15 protein-coding genes are annotated in these 14,318 nt (G+C 66.1%); 5 read left to right on the top strand and 10 right to left on the bottom strand.

Going from position 1 to position 14,318, the window contains the following annotated elements; all coding sequences use genetic code 11:
* Positions 1-86 precede the first annotated feature (86 nt).
* From BKA25_RS26800 to BKA25_RS26785, 4 genes are all read right to left on the bottom strand, one after another.
* Positions 87-992, bottom strand: coding sequence for a S49 family peptidase (locus tag BKA25_RS26800; protein ID WP_069845689.1), 906 nt, complete (start codon positions 990-992; stop codon positions 87-89).
* Positions 993-1,140: 148 nt separating this feature from the next.
* On the bottom strand, positions 1,141-2,556 hold the full coding sequence (locus tag BKA25_RS26795) for a histidine kinase (RefSeq protein ID WP_446323465.1): 1,416 nt from the start codon (positions 2,554-2,556) through the stop codon (positions 1,141-1,143).
* Between the two features lie 119 nt (positions 2,557-2,675).
* On the bottom strand, positions 2,676-3,887 hold the full coding sequence (locus BKA25_RS26790; RefSeq protein ID WP_069845693.1) for a cytochrome P450: 1,212 nt from the start codon (positions 3,885-3,887) through the stop codon (positions 2,676-2,678).
* 111 nt (positions 3,888-3,998) lie between these two features.
* The gene (locus BKA25_RS26785; RefSeq protein ID WP_069845695.1) at positions 3,999-4,439 is read right to left on the bottom strand and encodes a YybH family protein; all 441 of its coding nucleotides are present in this window, start codon (positions 4,437-4,439) and stop codon (positions 3,999-4,001) included.
* A 141-nt stretch (positions 4,440-4,580) separates the two neighbouring features.
* On the opposite strand from BKA25_RS26785, the gene BKA25_RS26780 reads away from it, so the two are divergent.
* Together BKA25_RS26780 and BKA25_RS26775 are read left to right on the top strand one after the other, a co-directional pair.
* On the top strand, positions 4,581-5,393 hold the full coding sequence (locus BKA25_RS26780) for a glycerophosphodiester phosphodiesterase (RefSeq protein ID WP_236750434.1): 813 nt from the start codon (positions 4,581-4,583) through the stop codon (positions 5,391-5,393).
* Positions 5,394-5,417: 24 nt separating this feature from the next.
* On the top strand, positions 5,418-6,383 hold the full coding sequence (locus BKA25_RS26775; RefSeq protein WP_069845696.1) for a DUF5926 family protein: 966 nt from the start codon (positions 5,418-5,420) through the stop codon (positions 6,381-6,383).
* 70 nt (positions 6,384-6,453) lie between these two features.
* On the opposite strand, the gene BKA25_RS26770 is transcribed toward BKA25_RS26775, so the two are convergent.
* Entirely contained in the window at positions 6,454-6,684 is a 231-nt protein-coding gene (locus BKA25_RS26770) for a hypothetical protein (protein WP_069845698.1), read from the bottom strand.
* A gap of 124 nt (positions 6,685-6,808) precedes the next feature.
* On the opposite strand from BKA25_RS26770, the gene BKA25_RS26765 reads away from it, so the two are divergent.
* Positions 6,809-7,735, top strand: a complete 927-nt coding sequence (locus tag BKA25_RS26765) for a hypothetical protein (RefSeq protein ID WP_157420872.1) — start codon at positions 6,809-6,811, stop codon at positions 7,733-7,735.
* A 62-nt stretch (positions 7,736-7,797) separates the two neighbouring features.
* Here the strand turns inward: BKA25_RS26765 and BKA25_RS26760 are convergent, their stop codons facing one another.
* From BKA25_RS26760 to BKA25_RS26745, 4 genes are all read right to left on the bottom strand, one after another.
* Positions 7,798-9,162 (bottom strand): hypothetical protein, encoded by a 1,365-nt coding sequence (locus BKA25_RS26760; protein WP_172803704.1) that lies wholly within the window; start codon positions 9,160-9,162, stop codon positions 7,798-7,800.
* Positions 9,163-9,421: 259 nt separating this feature from the next.
* Positions 9,422-10,624, bottom strand: coding sequence for a hypothetical protein (locus tag BKA25_RS26755; protein WP_157420874.1), 1,203 nt, complete (start codon positions 10,622-10,624; stop codon positions 9,422-9,424).
* A gap of 399 nt (positions 10,625-11,023) precedes the next feature.
* Positions 11,024-11,281 carry a DUF397 domain-containing protein gene (locus BKA25_RS28545; protein WP_084643510.1) on the bottom strand — a complete coding sequence of 86 codons (258 nt, stop codon included), beginning with the start codon at positions 11,279-11,281 and terminating at the stop codon, positions 11,024-11,026.
* An 18-nt stretch (positions 11,282-11,299) separates the two neighbouring features.
* Positions 11,300-12,208, bottom strand: a complete 909-nt coding sequence (locus BKA25_RS26745) for a helix-turn-helix domain-containing protein (RefSeq protein WP_172803710.1) — start codon at positions 12,206-12,208, stop codon at positions 11,300-11,302.
* A gap of 116 nt (positions 12,209-12,324) precedes the next feature.
* Here BKA25_RS26745 and BKA25_RS26740 point away from each other — a divergent pair, with 116 nt between their 5' ends.
* The gene (locus BKA25_RS26740; RefSeq protein WP_157420875.1) at positions 12,325-12,732 is read left to right on the top strand and encodes a hypothetical protein; all 408 of its coding nucleotides are present in this window, start codon (positions 12,325-12,327) and stop codon (positions 12,730-12,732) included.
* Positions 12,729-13,496 (top strand): hypothetical protein, encoded by a 768-nt coding sequence (locus BKA25_RS26735; RefSeq protein WP_069845710.1) that lies wholly within the window; start codon positions 12,729-12,731, stop codon positions 13,494-13,496. The genes BKA25_RS26740 and BKA25_RS26735 overlap by 4 nt, the downstream gene beginning before the upstream one ends.
* A gap of 9 nt (positions 13,497-13,505) precedes the next feature.
* On the opposite strand, the gene BKA25_RS26730 is transcribed toward BKA25_RS26735, so the two are convergent.
* Entirely contained in the window at positions 13,506-14,315 is an 810-nt protein-coding gene (locus tag BKA25_RS26730; protein ID WP_069845712.1) for an ESX secretion-associated protein EspG, read from the bottom strand.
* Between the last annotated feature and the right edge of the window lie 3 nt (positions 14,316-14,318).

Genomic DNA, 14,318 nt, shown 5'->3' with positions numbered 1-14,318 from the left:
CAGGGCGCGTGTCGCGGTTGTCCAGGACCGAGCATCTGCTCGATAGTGTGGCAAGCCCCACTGCGCGGTGACCATTCTGGGCTGGGTTAGAGCCCGAATCGGTTCCACATCGCCCGCTGTTCGAGACCATCGATTGCCTGTAGCAGTGCGGTCGAGGCATGGTTACCGCCCAACAGACTCTGTGCGCCACCACCGATTCCGAGCCGGGCCAGGAGATTCTTGCGTGGTTCGGCCACCGAGATCTCCGCGGTGGGGAACCGACGCGAGATGACCTGACGCAGGGTGCCGAGCTCGTCGATCAGACCCAGTTGTCTGCCGGTGACCCCGGTGAAGACCTCGCCGGAGAACAATTCCTCGGTCGAACCGCTCAACCGGTCGCCGCGCCGGGTGCGCACCCACTCCACGAACTGCTCGTGCAGTTCGGTCTGGAGGTTCTTCAGCCAGGCGACGTCCTCGTCCTTCTCCGGGGAGAAGGGGTCCAGGCGGACCTTGTTCGTACCGGCGGTGTGAATCCGCCGTTCCACGCCGAAGCGCTCCAACAATCCGGTCAGGCCGAAACCGCTGCTGATCACGCCGATCGAACCGACCATCGACGTCGGATGCGCGTAGATCTCGTCGGCCGCGCAGGCCAGCCAGTAGCCGCCCGAGGCGGCGACGTCCTCACAGAAGGCGATCACCGGGATCTTGCGGCCACGCCGGGACTTCTCCTCGGCCAGACCCATGATCCGGTCCGCGATCAGTGCGGACTGCGTGGGCGACCCACCGGGCGAGTTGATCACCAGGGCGACGGCGGCGAGTCGTTCATGCGAGAAAGCTCTGGTCAGCGCGGTTTCGACGCTGTGCAGATTGAGAGCGCCTCTCGTTCCCGGGCCGGGATTCGCCGTGATCACACCGTGCAGTCGGACCACTCCGACCACCGGGGCACGGTCTCCGCGCTCGCCGAGCCTGCCAGGCAGCGGCAGCCGGGCTGCCAGTTTGTCGGTCACGCTCATGCCTCGACCCTAGCTCGAAAGACGATGGATGATCGAGACCTTCGACTCGTGAACGACTCGTTCCACGCCGATTGGCTGCGGTTTCGCGGCTCCTCCGGGCACCCGGGCGGTCCGATCCGCCTGCGGTCGTGGCCCTCGGACACCAGCACTAGCCCGCCGTGCTCGCCGTATCGGCGGCCGATTTCTCGGCGGCGGCGTTCTCCCCGGCGGGTTCCTCGGTGTCTGCCGGCTCGCTCGGCGTGGCCAGTTCGGTCCGGGTCCGCTCGCGCGGCTCCTCGTCGGCGTCCGGTTCTTTCGTGGTCGGCGCGGGTTCCTGTACCTCGTCGATCGGGGTCTCCGGCGGCTCCACCGATTCCAGCGGTTCGTCGGCGCTGGGCAACGGCCGCACGCCGGGGCTGTACTTGGGCACCCGCATGGTGACGCGCATTCCCGCGCCGATGTTGGTCTCCACGACCAGGCCGTATTCGTTGCCGAACACCGATTGCATCCGGTCGTGGATGTTGCCGAGTCCGACGTGTGCGCCGGTCAGGTGGGCGTTGGTGAATTCCTTGTTCAGCCGGTTCGGGTCCATGCCGACGCCGTCGTCCTCGACGCTGATCAGCGCCTCGTTCCCGTTGTCGGCCGCTTCGACGGTCACGGTCCCGCCGCCGCGCTTGCTGGCCAATCCGTGCCGGACCGCGTTCTCCACCAGCGGTTGCACCACCAGGAACGGCACCACGGCGGGCAGCACCTCGGGGGCGATGCGCAGTTGGACGCGCAGTCGGTCGTGGCCGTAACGGGCTCGTTCCAGGGTCAGATAGCGGTCGACGTTGCGCAATTCCTCGGCCAACGTGGTGAACAGGCCGGTCGCGCGGAACGAGTAGCGGGTGAACTCGGCGAAGTCCTGAAGTAGGTCGCGGGCCTCTTCCGGATCGGTGCGGATGAACGAGGAGATGGTGTTCAGCGCGTTGTAGATGAAATGCGGGGAGATCTGGGCGCGTAAGGCCTGCACCTCGGCCTTGGCCAGTCGTTCCCTGGATTCCTGGAGTTCGGCCAGCGCCAACTGGGTGCAGACGTAATGCCCGAGTTCCTCGGCGGCATTGATGACCCGCTTGCCACCGCTGTCGGCGACCACGACGAGCGAACCCTTGATCTCGCCCTCGACCAGCAGCGGAATGATCGATGCGTGGCGCATCGGGCAGCCTTTGTATGTGCAGTCGAGGTCGGCGTGGTCGATGTGGGCGTGTTTGCCGTCGGAGATCACGTCGCCGACCCGGCCGGCGAGGTCGGCGTAATGGTGGTTTGCCTCGCCGTCCCAGCTGATCAGGCCGGATCGGTCGGTGAGCCCGACGGCTACACACTGGAGCAGCTCGCGGAGGTGCGGTGTCGCCCGGTTGGCGGACTCCTCGGTGAGCCCTTCGCGTAGTTCCGGCGCGGCCTGGGAGACCCGGTGCAGCGCGCGCAGCGTGGCATCCTCGATGGAGGTGCTGACGCGGCGGGCCCGACAGAGCATGACGAACATGCCCAGCACGCCGATGACGGCAAGCGTGGTGAGAACTGTGCGATCGGTCAACAGTTCACTCACGGTTCCCATGCTCCGATGATCGGTGCCAGCGAGGCAATCCAGCCGGGTTTTGTCGCCCGAATGGAGCAATGTCGGGCAGCGGTCGGCACGAAATGCCCACCGCTACCTGCGACTCTTCCTTATCGGCTCACGGGTAGATCGTGCAGTCCCCTGATGACGAATTCGCCACGTCGTCGCGGGGTGCCCGCCGAGGACAGCGTCGGGAGCCTGCGGCGGAGCGCATCGAGGGTGGCGATCACCTCGATTCTGGCCAGCGGAGCACCGAGGCAATAGTGGATTCCGAGGCCGAAACCGATGTGCGGATTGGGATCGCGGCCGACGTCGAGCCGGTCGGGTTCGGCGAACACCTCCGGGTCGCGGGCGGCGGAGCCGAGTAGCGCGGCGATCTTCTCGCCCTCGCGAATCCGAACCCCGGCGATCTCGACGTCCTCGACGGCGGTGCGTTCGAAGAGCTGCAACGGCGAGTCGTAGCGGATCAGCTCGTCGGCGGCCGTCGGCAGCAACGCGGGATCGTCGAGTAGCCGCTGCCACTGCTGCGGGTTCTGCAACAGGGCCCGGACCCCGTTGCCCACCACGTTGACCGATGCCTCGTGCCCCGCCATCAGCAACAGCACGGCGGTGCCGATCAGCTCGTCCTCCGTCAGTCGCGCGCCATCGGCGTCGGTGACGGCCACCAGGTCGGAGACCAGGTCGTCACCGGGATCGTTGCGCCGCAGGGCGATCAGCTCCCGCAGGTAGGCGACGAATTCGGCGGAAGCCTGCTCGGCCTCGCGCCTGCGTGCTTCGGCGAGGCCGAACTCGTACATCTTCACGATCGCGTTCGACCAGGGCTGCAACAGCCCACGGTCGGCCTCGGGCACCCCGAGGAGCTGGGCGATCACGGCGACCGGCAGTGGCGCGGCGACCTCGGCCAGCACATCGCCGGAGCCGGTCTCGTCGATCGTTGCGGCGAGACCGGCGACTAGATCGTCGGCGAGCTGCTCCACCCACGGCCGCAGCCGCTCCACATGTCCCCGGCCGAACGCCGAGGACACCAGCCTGCGCAGCCGGGTGTGGGTGGGCGGCTCGTTCTCCAGCAGCGAGGTCTGATGCAGCAGGTTGAACGCGCCGAACTCGGCGGCGGGTTCGGCGTCGACCCAGATCCGCCCGAGGCTGCGATGCCGCAGCACCGCAGAGGCGACCCCGTGGGTGACGGCGAGATGCAGTCCCATTCCTTCGTGCCAGTGCACCGGCCCTGCCTCCCGCAACGCGGCGAAGGTCGGGTACGGATCGGCCAGGAAGGCGGGATCTGCGGGATCGAAAGGCTGCTGAGCAGGCTGGACAGCGGTCACAGTCGACACGGTATGCCCAGAACCGAGTGTGACGACATCGCCCACGGCCCGTCTCACCTGCGGTTGATCACCGTGAGGCCGTCGATACAGCCGGCTGCGCGCCGGGCGACCTCACGGGACCAGCGTGTTCTGCCTGGCGATCACCCACCAACGGCCCGCCTCCTTGACCAGGACATAGAGCGCGATCATCGTCGGATCGACGTCGATCAGCTCGCCTTCCGGGGTGGTCGACCTGGCGTTCTTGTAGGCGAGCGCGACATCGGGCCGAGGGAATCGCACATCCAGGACCTCGTAACGGGCGTATTCGTCCCGGAGGAAACCGGCCAGCCCGCGCTGGTTCGCGGCGTGCAGTGTCGGGCGACCCGACATCATCATGCCGACGGCGTTGACGACGGTCGCGTTCTCGGCGAAGTGCTCGGTCAGCAGGTCGGCGTCGTTGGTGTTGAAGGCGGTCTGGGTATCGGCGATCACCTGGGTGATGGCGGCGATGTCCTCGTGGTGGTCGGTGGTGTCGTCGTCGATCATGGGCGGCAGATGCGCGGCGGTGGTCATGGCGGCGAGCCAAACACCCGAAGTGTGGTTGAGGTCAAGCGTGTCGCGGGGTGCCGTCAAGGGCAGGACGCCACGTGTCCTTCCGCACGACGTTGTCGATTTGCCATCTGCACGCCACCTCGACGGCCGAGACTTCTGGGCGTGTCCCCAGCCGTCGTCGCCCATCGAGGCGCCTCTGCGGAACGTGCCGAACACACCCTCGCCGCCTACGAACTGGCCGTGCAGCAGGGGGCCGACGCTCTCGAATGCGACGTCCGCCTGAGCAGGGACCACCAGCTGGTCTGCATCCACGACCGCAGCGTCGCCCGTACCTCCGACGGCCGTGGCCTGGTCAGCGAGCTGACGCTGGCCGAACTCGCCGAGCTGGACTACAGCCAGGTGAAGCCGAAACGCCGTGGCGCCTCGGTCCCGCCGCCGAGCGCCGAACCGGCGGGGCTGCTGCTTCTGGACGACCTGTTGGACCTGGTCGCCTCCACGCCGAGCCCGATCCGATTGTTCGTCGAGACCAAGCACCCGGTGCGCTTCGGCGGGCTGGTCGAGCAGGCGTTGCTGCACACGCTGGCCCGGCATGGACTCGACAGACCTGCGGCGAAGGAGACCTCACCGGTGGTGATGATGTCCTTCGCCTCCAGCGCGGTGCGTCGGGTGCGCGCGCAGGCCCCCGCGCTGCCCACGGTCCTGTTGCTGGACCGGCTCGACCGTTCGACCCGGCAGGGCGTCCTGCCGCCCTGGGCCGATTACACCGGCCCCGGCATTCACCTGCTGCGCTCCGATCCCGACTATGTTCGCCGCGCAGCCGACCACGGCAATCAGACCTATTGCTGGACGGTCGACGATTCCGCCGATATCGAGCTGTGCGCCGAACTCGGTGTTTCCTTCCTCGCGACCAATCGCCCAGCGGCCACCCGGTCCGCCTTGTCCGGTGCTCGGTCGACTACCGTTCCCACGGCGTAAGGGACTCGAAGGGGAGGGCGCCAAGTGGCCAAGCGCACTGCGGTCAAACGTAAGGATCGGACGAGCGCGGGCGACGGCGGACTGAATCCCCGCAGGCCCTGCGAATGCGGTTCCGGTAAGCGATTCAAGGCCTGTCACGGCTCCGAGGGCGGCGCGGCGGACGTCATCATCACCCGGCCGTTCGAGGGCTTGGCCGCCGAGCCGGAACTGATCGCGCTCCGCGAGTTCGTGCCCAGCGCCTTCGCCAAGCTCCCGTTGATCGACGGCACCGCCGAGGTCGACGTCACGCTGGCCTCGGTGCTGCCGATGGCGGCTGCGGGCATGCGTCGTAACGACGACAAGGCCCTGGTGGGTCTCCAGGTGCAGACCCGATCCGGCGACCTGAGCCGGGACGTGGCTCGTTCGGTGCTGTGGGCCGCGCAGGCCAAGCCGGGCGACGTGCTGCCCGTGGTCGGCCCGGACGACGACCCAGCAGGCCCGAGGCTGCAGGACATCCTGGTCGCCGACGCGCCGCTGGATGTCCAGCTGCACGCCGACTTCGGCTGGTGGATTCCCGAGGGCACCGAGGCGAGCGCCGAGGTCTCGGTGTCGCTGGAGCGCGCCAACGAGGCGATCATGCCCACCGAGCGGTTGAACGGCCCCGGCATTCAGGCGGCCTACTGGGTGGACGCGGGCGAGAAGGCGCACCTGCGTTGGGTGCGTCCGGAGCCGGAGGAGAAGCTGCTGGCCGCGATGGCCAGGCTGGCCGCCGCCGAGAAGCTGGCCTTGGGCGAGGGCAGCCGCTACGCCGGTTCGTTCCGGGCGCACGGCCTGCTGGTTCCGGTGTGGGACCTCGACCGCGAGCTGCACGCCCGCGAGTGGGAGAAGCCCGCGGCCGAGCTGGGCGAGCGGCTCACCGAGGCGCTGGCCTCGGTGGACGACACCCCGCTGAACGAGTCGGAGCGGCGGGCCCGGGCCGGGCTGATCGGTCGACAGATCACGCTGCGCTAGTCGTTGTTGCGCGGTTCGGGTGGCGCGTGGCGTCGCCCGAACCGCGTTTTTTTCGGGCGGTGGAATGCGGTCAGCAGGAGATGCGGACGACCCGTTCCGGCGCTTTGCCGTCGCGCAACCAATCCCGGGTGATCAGTGCCGCCGCGGTGGGTCGGCCCGGTGGGTCGCCGCCGTCCGCCGGGCGGGTTCGGTTGGTGTTCTTGTCCAGAATCAGCACCCAACCGGGGTCGAACTCGTAGACGACGTCGTAGCGTGCTTCGTCGGCGTCCTCGAAGGTCTTCTTGGCATACACCGAACCCATGGCCCGATTGTGCTGGCCGGTACTGGATTCCCGGTGCGATCTACGCCGGATCGCAACCACGCGGCGCCGCTTCCTCACCCAAGGTGACGGTATCGTCACCGACTAGGTGAGTGCGGAGGTCGGCATGGCGGATTCTCGTGACAGGGCCCAGGATTTCCCCGGCGACGAACCGGGAATCTCCGAGGTCACCGTGCACGGCGCGGAACCGACCGAGGACCCGCCGGGGCCGTCCCGCCGAACCTGGCTGATCATCGGGCTCGTGCTGGTCGCGGCGGTCGTGGTGGCCGGGGTGATCGGTGGCCGCACCACCTTGGACCAGTCGGAAACCCCCGAGGCGGCGGGTGAGACCTCGGCGGCCGCGCCCGTGGAATCGGCGGTGCGCAGGCCGCCCCCGAACACCGGCGAACTGGCGTTGTCGGCGTCGTGGGCGGACCCAGACTGCTACGGCTTCCACGACCCCGGCGGTCTCGACGAGGTCGTCGAGGATCTGGGTACCTATGGCGCTTCGACGATGGGCCGGAGCGCGATCGTCGAAGGACTTGGGACACCGCCGCTGGATCTCTGGCTGAACAATTCCGAAGACCTCACGGACACCGATGCCGAGCCACCGGAGCTGGTGATCACCGGCCTGGGCGTGCAGTTGCACGACTCCGGAGACGCGATCTCCGGTGGCTCGGTGCTGGTGGGGGATTGTTCCACCGACCCCGATTCGGCAGCCACCCAGTTCACGGTCGATTTCACCGACGGGGAGCCGCGTCTTTCGGCTTTCGACATGGTGGAAGAGCGCCTGAGTTCCGTTCCCATGGCGGAGGTCTTCCCGATTTCCCTGCCGGAGGGCGCCGGGGAGCACTTCCAGCTGTCCTCGGCCGACATTGACGGCCACGTTCGGTTCTCACTGGTCGTCGACTGGACCTTGGACGGCGAGGCCCGCCAGACCACCTTCGGTTCGGCCGGTACCCCGTTCAGCGCCACCGAGATCCCGGAGGGACTTGCCCCCGGCCGCCTGCACGACCTGGACACCGGCGATTCCGTTGCCTGGCCACCGGAATGAGCAGGCGTGCGGCGGCTCCAGCCGATCCTCGGTGGTGACCAGCTGAAACCGCCAGCACCTCGCTACATTCCCGCCACGATCAGCTCGCCGATCGGCGTGAGAATCTCTGCCACGGGGGCCGCTTCGGTGTGGCTCTCGGACTCGGGCGTGTTGACGATCATGATGCTCGTTCCGACTCGGATCACGAGATCGTAGTGATCAGTGCGGCCGTAATTGGTTACGCACGCCTCATCGCCCAGCGGCTTGTCCAACGTCAGGCTCGGCGAGCGCTCGCGTGCGGGATCGTCTGGATCGCAGTAGATCGCCATCCCCCGCCGCGCAGAGCCCTCGGTTTGATGGTTGTGGAGTTTGAGATACATCTGGTTGATCTCGGTTTCGGGGGTCGCCGCGTTGTGGTCGCTCTCGCGCGTGCAATGCGACTCGACGTAGACCTGCGATAGCTCGCCTGCGTCGTCGACAGCATCCTCATGGCCGTAGTGGAACTCGATCGGCGGGGCGCTGTAGGGCGTGCCGTAGGTGGCGGCGAACACCTCGGGACTCAGCAGCGTGCACGGTGCAGGCGCGCCCTCATAACCGATGTGGCCATGCCGTTTCCGGACCGGGTCTTCAGCCAAGCCCTCGGCGACCAATTGCGCGAGCTGCGCGCGGAGTTCCGGTATCCCCTCGGCAGCCGCATCGGCGTCAATCTCAAACCGCCCCTGGACGATCGCTTCCGGTCTCTCAACGAGGAAGTAGTAATTGACCTGACCAGTCGGTGTGGTCTCTTCCCATGTCCGGCCGGCCATGCCCGAGCCGACGTCGAGTGCTTCGCCCTCCACACGCAGGCGTCGATCTATCTCATACCGTTCGACATACGGCTCCTGATAGACGTTGACGTGTAGTGATTCGAGCGGCGGGGAGGTCAGGGTACGAGAGCAGAACGAGACCGAATTAAACGAATGTTCAAGGACGGCCTCGGCAGGAACGTCGGCGTCGAGCGCTTCCCTTCTACCACCCAGGTCATGCACGAGACCCAGCTCGGTGAGCCGGTCGATCGGCACGAGGGCACAGGCGTCGTAGACCAGGGTGCCGCCGTACGAGCTTGCGGGTAGTTCCTCGTCGCGATCCGTGAGAAGAAAATCCTCGCTGAGAGTCAACGGCGGTTCGTTGACGGGCGCGTCTGCGTTAGCACCGGACGAGTCTTCATTGCCGCCCGCCGCGTCGGCTGCACCGTCGCCGCCGAAGTAGTTGACGCCCACGATCGTTCCGGCAACGACCACCACGACGATCGCTGCTAGTGCGATCCACCGCCCGGGACCGGGTTTGCGCGGCGCCTGATTCGGCGGGAAGGGCGGCGGCCCGGGCGGGAACTGCTGGTGGTGGGGACCCGGCGGGTACTGCTGGTGCGGCCCCGGCTGCCAGTTCGGCCCAGGCTGTTGCTGAGGCATGGGCGGTTGCTGCGGAAGGGGCGCCTGGCCGGGCGGCGGTCCGTAGGGACCGGGTCCGGGCGGCGGGCCGCCAGGGGGATACATGCGGGGTCTCTCCACAAGGGTTCTGAGTGATCAGTATTCGGCCAAGGCCGACGGCGGCGACCGGTCCGATGCTGGTACCTGGGACAGGAATCTTGCGCTGTGCTCGGTGCGACGATGGCTCGGTGGGGACGGCCGGTCAGCGCAACCGAGCCCGGCTGAACCCGCCGAAACCCCACTACATGCTCGCCACGATCTGTTCGCCGATCGGCATCAGCATCTCTTCGGTGGGAGCCGGTTCGGTGTGCTCATAGGAATCGCGGGTGTGGATGGTCATCACGTTCGTTCCGACCCGAATGGCCAGGTCGAAGCCCTCAGGGCGGCCGAAGCCCGTCAGACACGCCTCGTCGCCGAGTTCGCCGTTCAGCGGATGGCTTGGTGCCTCGACGCGCAACGGGTCATCCGGATCGCAGAATGTCACCATCTGTTGGACAGCGGATTCCTCGGTGCGATGCGTCTGAAGCACCAGCTTCATCCAGTGAGCATCTTCATCGGGGGTCTGGTGATTCTGGTTGGTCCGGCGCGTGCAGTCGGACTCGACGTAGACCTGTGTTCTGCCTACAGAGTCGACCGAATGTTGCTCTCGTCCGTAGTGATATTCCTCGAATGGTGCGCTGTAAGGCGTGCCGTAGGCGGCGCCGAAGACCTCCGGGCTCAACAGCCCACATGGAGTCGGCGCGTCTTCGTAGCCGACGTGGCCATGCTGTCCCCGAACCGGGTCTTCGGCCATGTTCTCGGCGACCAACGCGGCGATCTGTTCGGTGAGAGTTTTCACCGCTTCGACATTGTGCGCGTAGCCGTCCAGGCTGACTTCGGTGTTCAGTCTGCCTTCAACGATCACCTCAGGCATCATGATCATGAACCGGTATTCGTCCTCGCCGCCTAGGCCGACTTCGTCCCAGGTCACGCCCGTGATACCGGAGCCATAGTCGTGCGAGACGCCCTCGACGTGCCGTGAACGCCGATCGAGTTCCCAGTAATCGACGTAGGGTTCCTGCAAGACACTGATATGCAGCGCGTCGGTCGGGCGGCCAGCCAGGGCGTACGAGCAGAAGGACACCGGGTCCATCATGTGGTCGAGAGCCGCGTCCGCAGGCACCTCGCTATCGAGCGCCTCTCTCCTGGTTCCCTGGCCGTACTCAAGGCCGAGTTCAGTGAGTTCGGCCATGGGGGCGAGGGCGCAGGCGTCGTAGACGGGGACGCCCGCGTACGAGCCCGCCGGCAGTTCCACATCGAGGTTGGTGAGGGAGAACTCCTTGCTGGGAGACAGCAGCGACTCTCTGTCCGAGGTGTCTGGACCGCCCGCCGCATCGGCTGTGCTGTTCTCACTGAAGTAGTTGATCGCCACAGCCGTTCCCGCAATGGCTACGGCGGCGATCACTCCGGCCGCGATCCACCGGCCAGGCCCTCGACGTTTGGGCGCGGGTTGGTGGTTGGGCGGGGGCGCCGGATACTGCTGGTTGGTGCCGTACTGCTGGTAGTTCTGTCCCAGGCCGAGGTTCCAGCCCGGTGGTGACGACGGCTGGGGCAGGGGCTGTTGGCCGGGTGGTGGTCCGTAGGGTCCGGGCGGTGGGCCGCCGGGGGGATACATGCGGGGTTCTCCACAAGGGTTCTTGACAGTGACCGGGTGATCACAGCATGCCGTGTCATGCCGACGGTCCGGGCGGACATCGGGGATCTCGTTACCCAAAACCGACTTCAGCGCAGCACTGAGCGCCCCGAGGCACGGCGCGGCTCTTCGGGGATGGGCTTTTCAGTTGTTACTCGGCCGAGCTGCCGGTCAGAGCGAGCGCAGGAAGTCGACGAACGCTCTTCGCGGGAAGATCAGCGTCGGACCGCTGGGGTTCTTGGAGTCACGGACCGCCGTATGTGTTGGTGCTCGAAGTGTTAAGCCCACTTCGACACAAGCACTGGTAGCGTTGCTTCGAGTGCTCTTACGCCAGGTAGTTGCAGCAAGCTCGACTTTGATGGAAGCACTGTTCCCGTCACTACGGCTGCTTTTGTTCCGCCGGAAACCATTGAGGTCTGTGGCGCCCATCTGCGTTCCCTCCAAAACTCATGACACTCCAATCCCTTCGAGCAACCGGACAGAGTCCTCCGAGCTGAGTGCCATCTCGTTCAAACGATCGAACGTGAGTCTATACGCGTAGACGTCGTCGTCGTCTTCGACGAACAGGCCGCCAGTCAATGTGTCCAGATAGGCCACTGAGGTGTCCGCAGCGTCCAAGTGGACCAAGTTAAACGAAGTACCGATTCCTGGGAACGCTCCGGTGTTCAGTGGAAGCACGCGGACGTTGATGTTGCTTTGAAGGCTCGACTTAATCAAATGTCGGATCTGTTCGCGCATTGCCACAGCTCCTGCGACCGGAACCCTTAGGGCCATTTCGTGGATTACCACGTTGAGAGCAAGCGGATTCTTGTTCACGAGTCGGGATTGTCGTTCTGCGCGAAGTCGGATCCGATCTGCGATGACCTCGTGTTTCGGCGCTGGCAAGGTAGTCTGAAGAATTTTCCGAGTGTAGTCCTCGGTTTGCAGTAGTCCTGGGATTAGATGCGTTTCAAAATTCTGAATTTCGGCGGCTTCTGCTTCCAACTCGACATAGTCTTCGAAGCACCCCATAGCAGCTTCTGGAGTCAGAGACCGCCACCACGGTGCAACCTGGTCAGCGGCAGCCAGGCCAACGATGCTGTCCCGCTGGGCCTCGTCGATGCGGAGAATTGTCGCAATGGCAATGATTTCCGCTGGTCCGGCGATCGTCTCTGCTCGCTCGAATCGGCTGAGTTTCGACTCGGACCAGCGCAGAGGTGTGGTTACCTCTGCCAGAGTTTGACCCTTCTCTTTCCTCCACTTTCGCAGGCTTCGTGCGACCTTGCGCTGTCGAACGTTGGGTCCTCGCTCAAGCATATTGCCCTCCATGGTCGTCGGGGAAAAGATATATGCATAAACCTTCTGCGCGGCAGTCACTCGAATTGGTGAAGTTGCTATCGCGACAGCTTCTGGGCTGGACGACATGCAACTTTGCAGGGCACTCTAGCCCTCGTCAGCGTCGAAGGGGGAATCCGATGCAGGTGCCGGGAAATATGAGTAGGTCTTTCACGTTTTATCGTCGCTTCTACGGTCAGGACGTCGGTCGTGGGCCGGTGACGAGTCAGTTGGAACTCACCGAGGATCGGAAATGGTTGATTCTTCGACCGGCTTCGGTGCAGCAGTACGCCTGCGTGTTGTCGGTCAAGCACACGACCAAATTGGTGAACACGATCCTGCTGGGCGCCGATTGCACGCTCGACTGTCCGGGGGAGATGGGCGGCCCGCGTCGACTGACGCTCGCGGTGGCCGAGGTGCGGTGGAACCTGACCGTCACCGTGGCCGCCTCGGACGCGATCACGCTGGCGTTCTCCGCCCTGGAACTCCACCACCTGGTGAGCCATCTCGACGACGGCCTCGCCTTTCTAACCGGCCGCAATTCCTTCGGGGGGACCGCCGAGTGACCGCCGCCGAACTGCCCGATTCCGTGTTGGTCGGAACCCTGCCGATCAGGGCCGAGCCCGCTGCGCGACTCGGTTCACCCCGACTGTCGTCGGTGGTGGTCTGCGCATCCTGCGCCGCCGACGACCACACCTGGCGGGCCGTCGAAGCCGAGGACACCGGTTCCGCCGTCGTCGAACGACTGGTCTGTGCCTGCGGCGCGTGCACCCGCTGCCCGGAACAGATTGTCTACGTGCATCCGCGTTTCCGCTGGCACGGCCAACATCGCGGCGGCGAGGAGTTGGCCGCGATGGTCGACCACGACTTCGTCGCCAGCCAGCGGCGAGAAGCCGAGCAGACCGCTGCCGCTGTCGCGACCACAGCGCCCACGCGTCAGTCGACAGTGGACTCACTAGCTCCGCAAGCCGCTTTCGTCGCGCCGGTTCACTGCTTCCACTCCACGGCGGGCGCCATGTGCGACCCGCCGTGTGTCACCAGGCTTATCGAACTCGACGACGAGCTGACGTCGTCGGTACTGACTCCGCGCGCCCGCGACCCCCGGGCCGCTGCGGAGGTCTTCGAACCGGACTCCGACGGTTCGAAGCCAGGGCCCGTCGCCCTCGCGCCTCTCCTCCCGAGGGCGACGGAACCCGCAAACTCCTTGCACAAACCCGAAAGCGCTGTGCGCTGCGCGGCACGCGCTTTCACTCGCGCCATCGCGCGCATCCTGCCCGGCGGCAGTCGGCGGCTGGCCCGCGCGAGGTTGGCGGCGCTATGCCTGACGTGACCGGGGTTGTCAGCGGCGCGGCTCGAAGGTCGACAGCAGCGTTTCGACCTGGCTCGCGAGCATCGCCCGGTCGGCGGGCGCGATGGTGAACCAATGCCTGCCATCGTGGGAGGGCTTGTGCTGCATGAAATAGCGGCCTTCGGCGGTGTCGAGGAAGTCGACTCGATACGCGCCCTTGGTGGTCTTGCCGGTCAGTCGATCGAAGGCGCTCGCGCTGATCTGGCCCGCCCGCAGGCGTTGCGCCGTCAGCGTCCGCGCGACGACCTCGGCCTCACCGGGCCGCAGACCCGCGGCGGTCAACGACGAACGCAAGGCCGTCGTCGACCGGCCGCCCTCCTCGGATGCTTGCAGAACGTCATCCGAAGGCAAGCTCACCGACAACCCGCGACCGGCGGGCACCTGTGGAAGCACCTCGACGACGGCCCGACCCAGCGAGGTCGACCAGATTCGTTCCAGCGTCAACGGCCGCTCGATCTCGGTGCTGCCCTCGGGTTCGGTCTGCGTGGCCAACACCGCGAACTCGCCATTGGCGGCGGACACCGCATTCGCCCCGGTCGTCCGATCGATCAGGTAGGCGCCATAGACGGCGCGGGTCGGGCGGGCCAAGGTGTAGAACGCATCCGCGAGGAACGCCGCAGGCTCGCCACGATCCAACAGGCCGAGCGAATCCAGCTCGTTCCAGGCCTGAAGGTGCAGCCGACGGCGTTCCTCCTGCGTCTCGCCGAAACCCACGGTGTAGAACAGCGGCGGCAGCCGCGTCTTCAAGTGGGTGCGCACGGCGTCGACGGCAACCGCCGACAAAGTGAATCGTTCCGTCACGAC

The organism is Actinoalloteichus hymeniacidonis (genome assembly GCF_014203365.1).
GTDB lineage: Bacteria > Actinomycetota > Actinomycetes > Mycobacteriales > Pseudonocardiaceae > Actinoalloteichus_A > Actinoalloteichus_A hymeniacidonis.
Note: the sequence above shows the minus strand (reverse complement) of the source record. Positions and strands in the feature narration are given on the sequence as shown.

Excerpts from the sequence above, each read along its gene's own strand:
- BKA25_RS26800 (WP_069845689.1), bottom strand. The coding sequence starts at position 992 with ATGAGCGTGACCGACAAACTGGCAGCCCGGCTGCCGCTGCCTGGCAGG.
- BKA25_RS26785 (WP_069845695.1), bottom strand. The coding sequence starts at position 4,439 with ATGACCACCGCCGCGCATCTGCCGCCCATGATCGACGACGACACCACC.
- BKA25_RS26770 (WP_069845698.1), bottom strand. The coding sequence starts at position 6,684 with ATGGGTTCGGTGTATGCCAAGAAGACCTTCGAGGACGCCGACGAAGCA.
- BKA25_RS26765 (WP_157420872.1), top strand. The coding sequence starts at position 6,809 with ATGGCGGATTCTCGTGACAGGGCCCAGGATTTCCCCGGCGACGAACCG.
- BKA25_RS26760 (WP_172803704.1), bottom strand. The coding sequence starts at position 9,162 with ATGCCTCAGCAACAGCCTGGGCCGAACTGGCAGCCGGGGCCGCACCAG.
- BKA25_RS28545 (WP_084643510.1), bottom strand. The coding sequence starts at position 11,281 with ATGGGCGCCACAGACCTCAATGGTTTCCGGCGGAACAAAAGCAGCCGT.
- BKA25_RS26740 (WP_157420875.1), top strand. The coding sequence starts at position 12,325 with ATGAGTAGGTCTTTCACGTTTTATCGTCGCTTCTACGGTCAGGACGTC.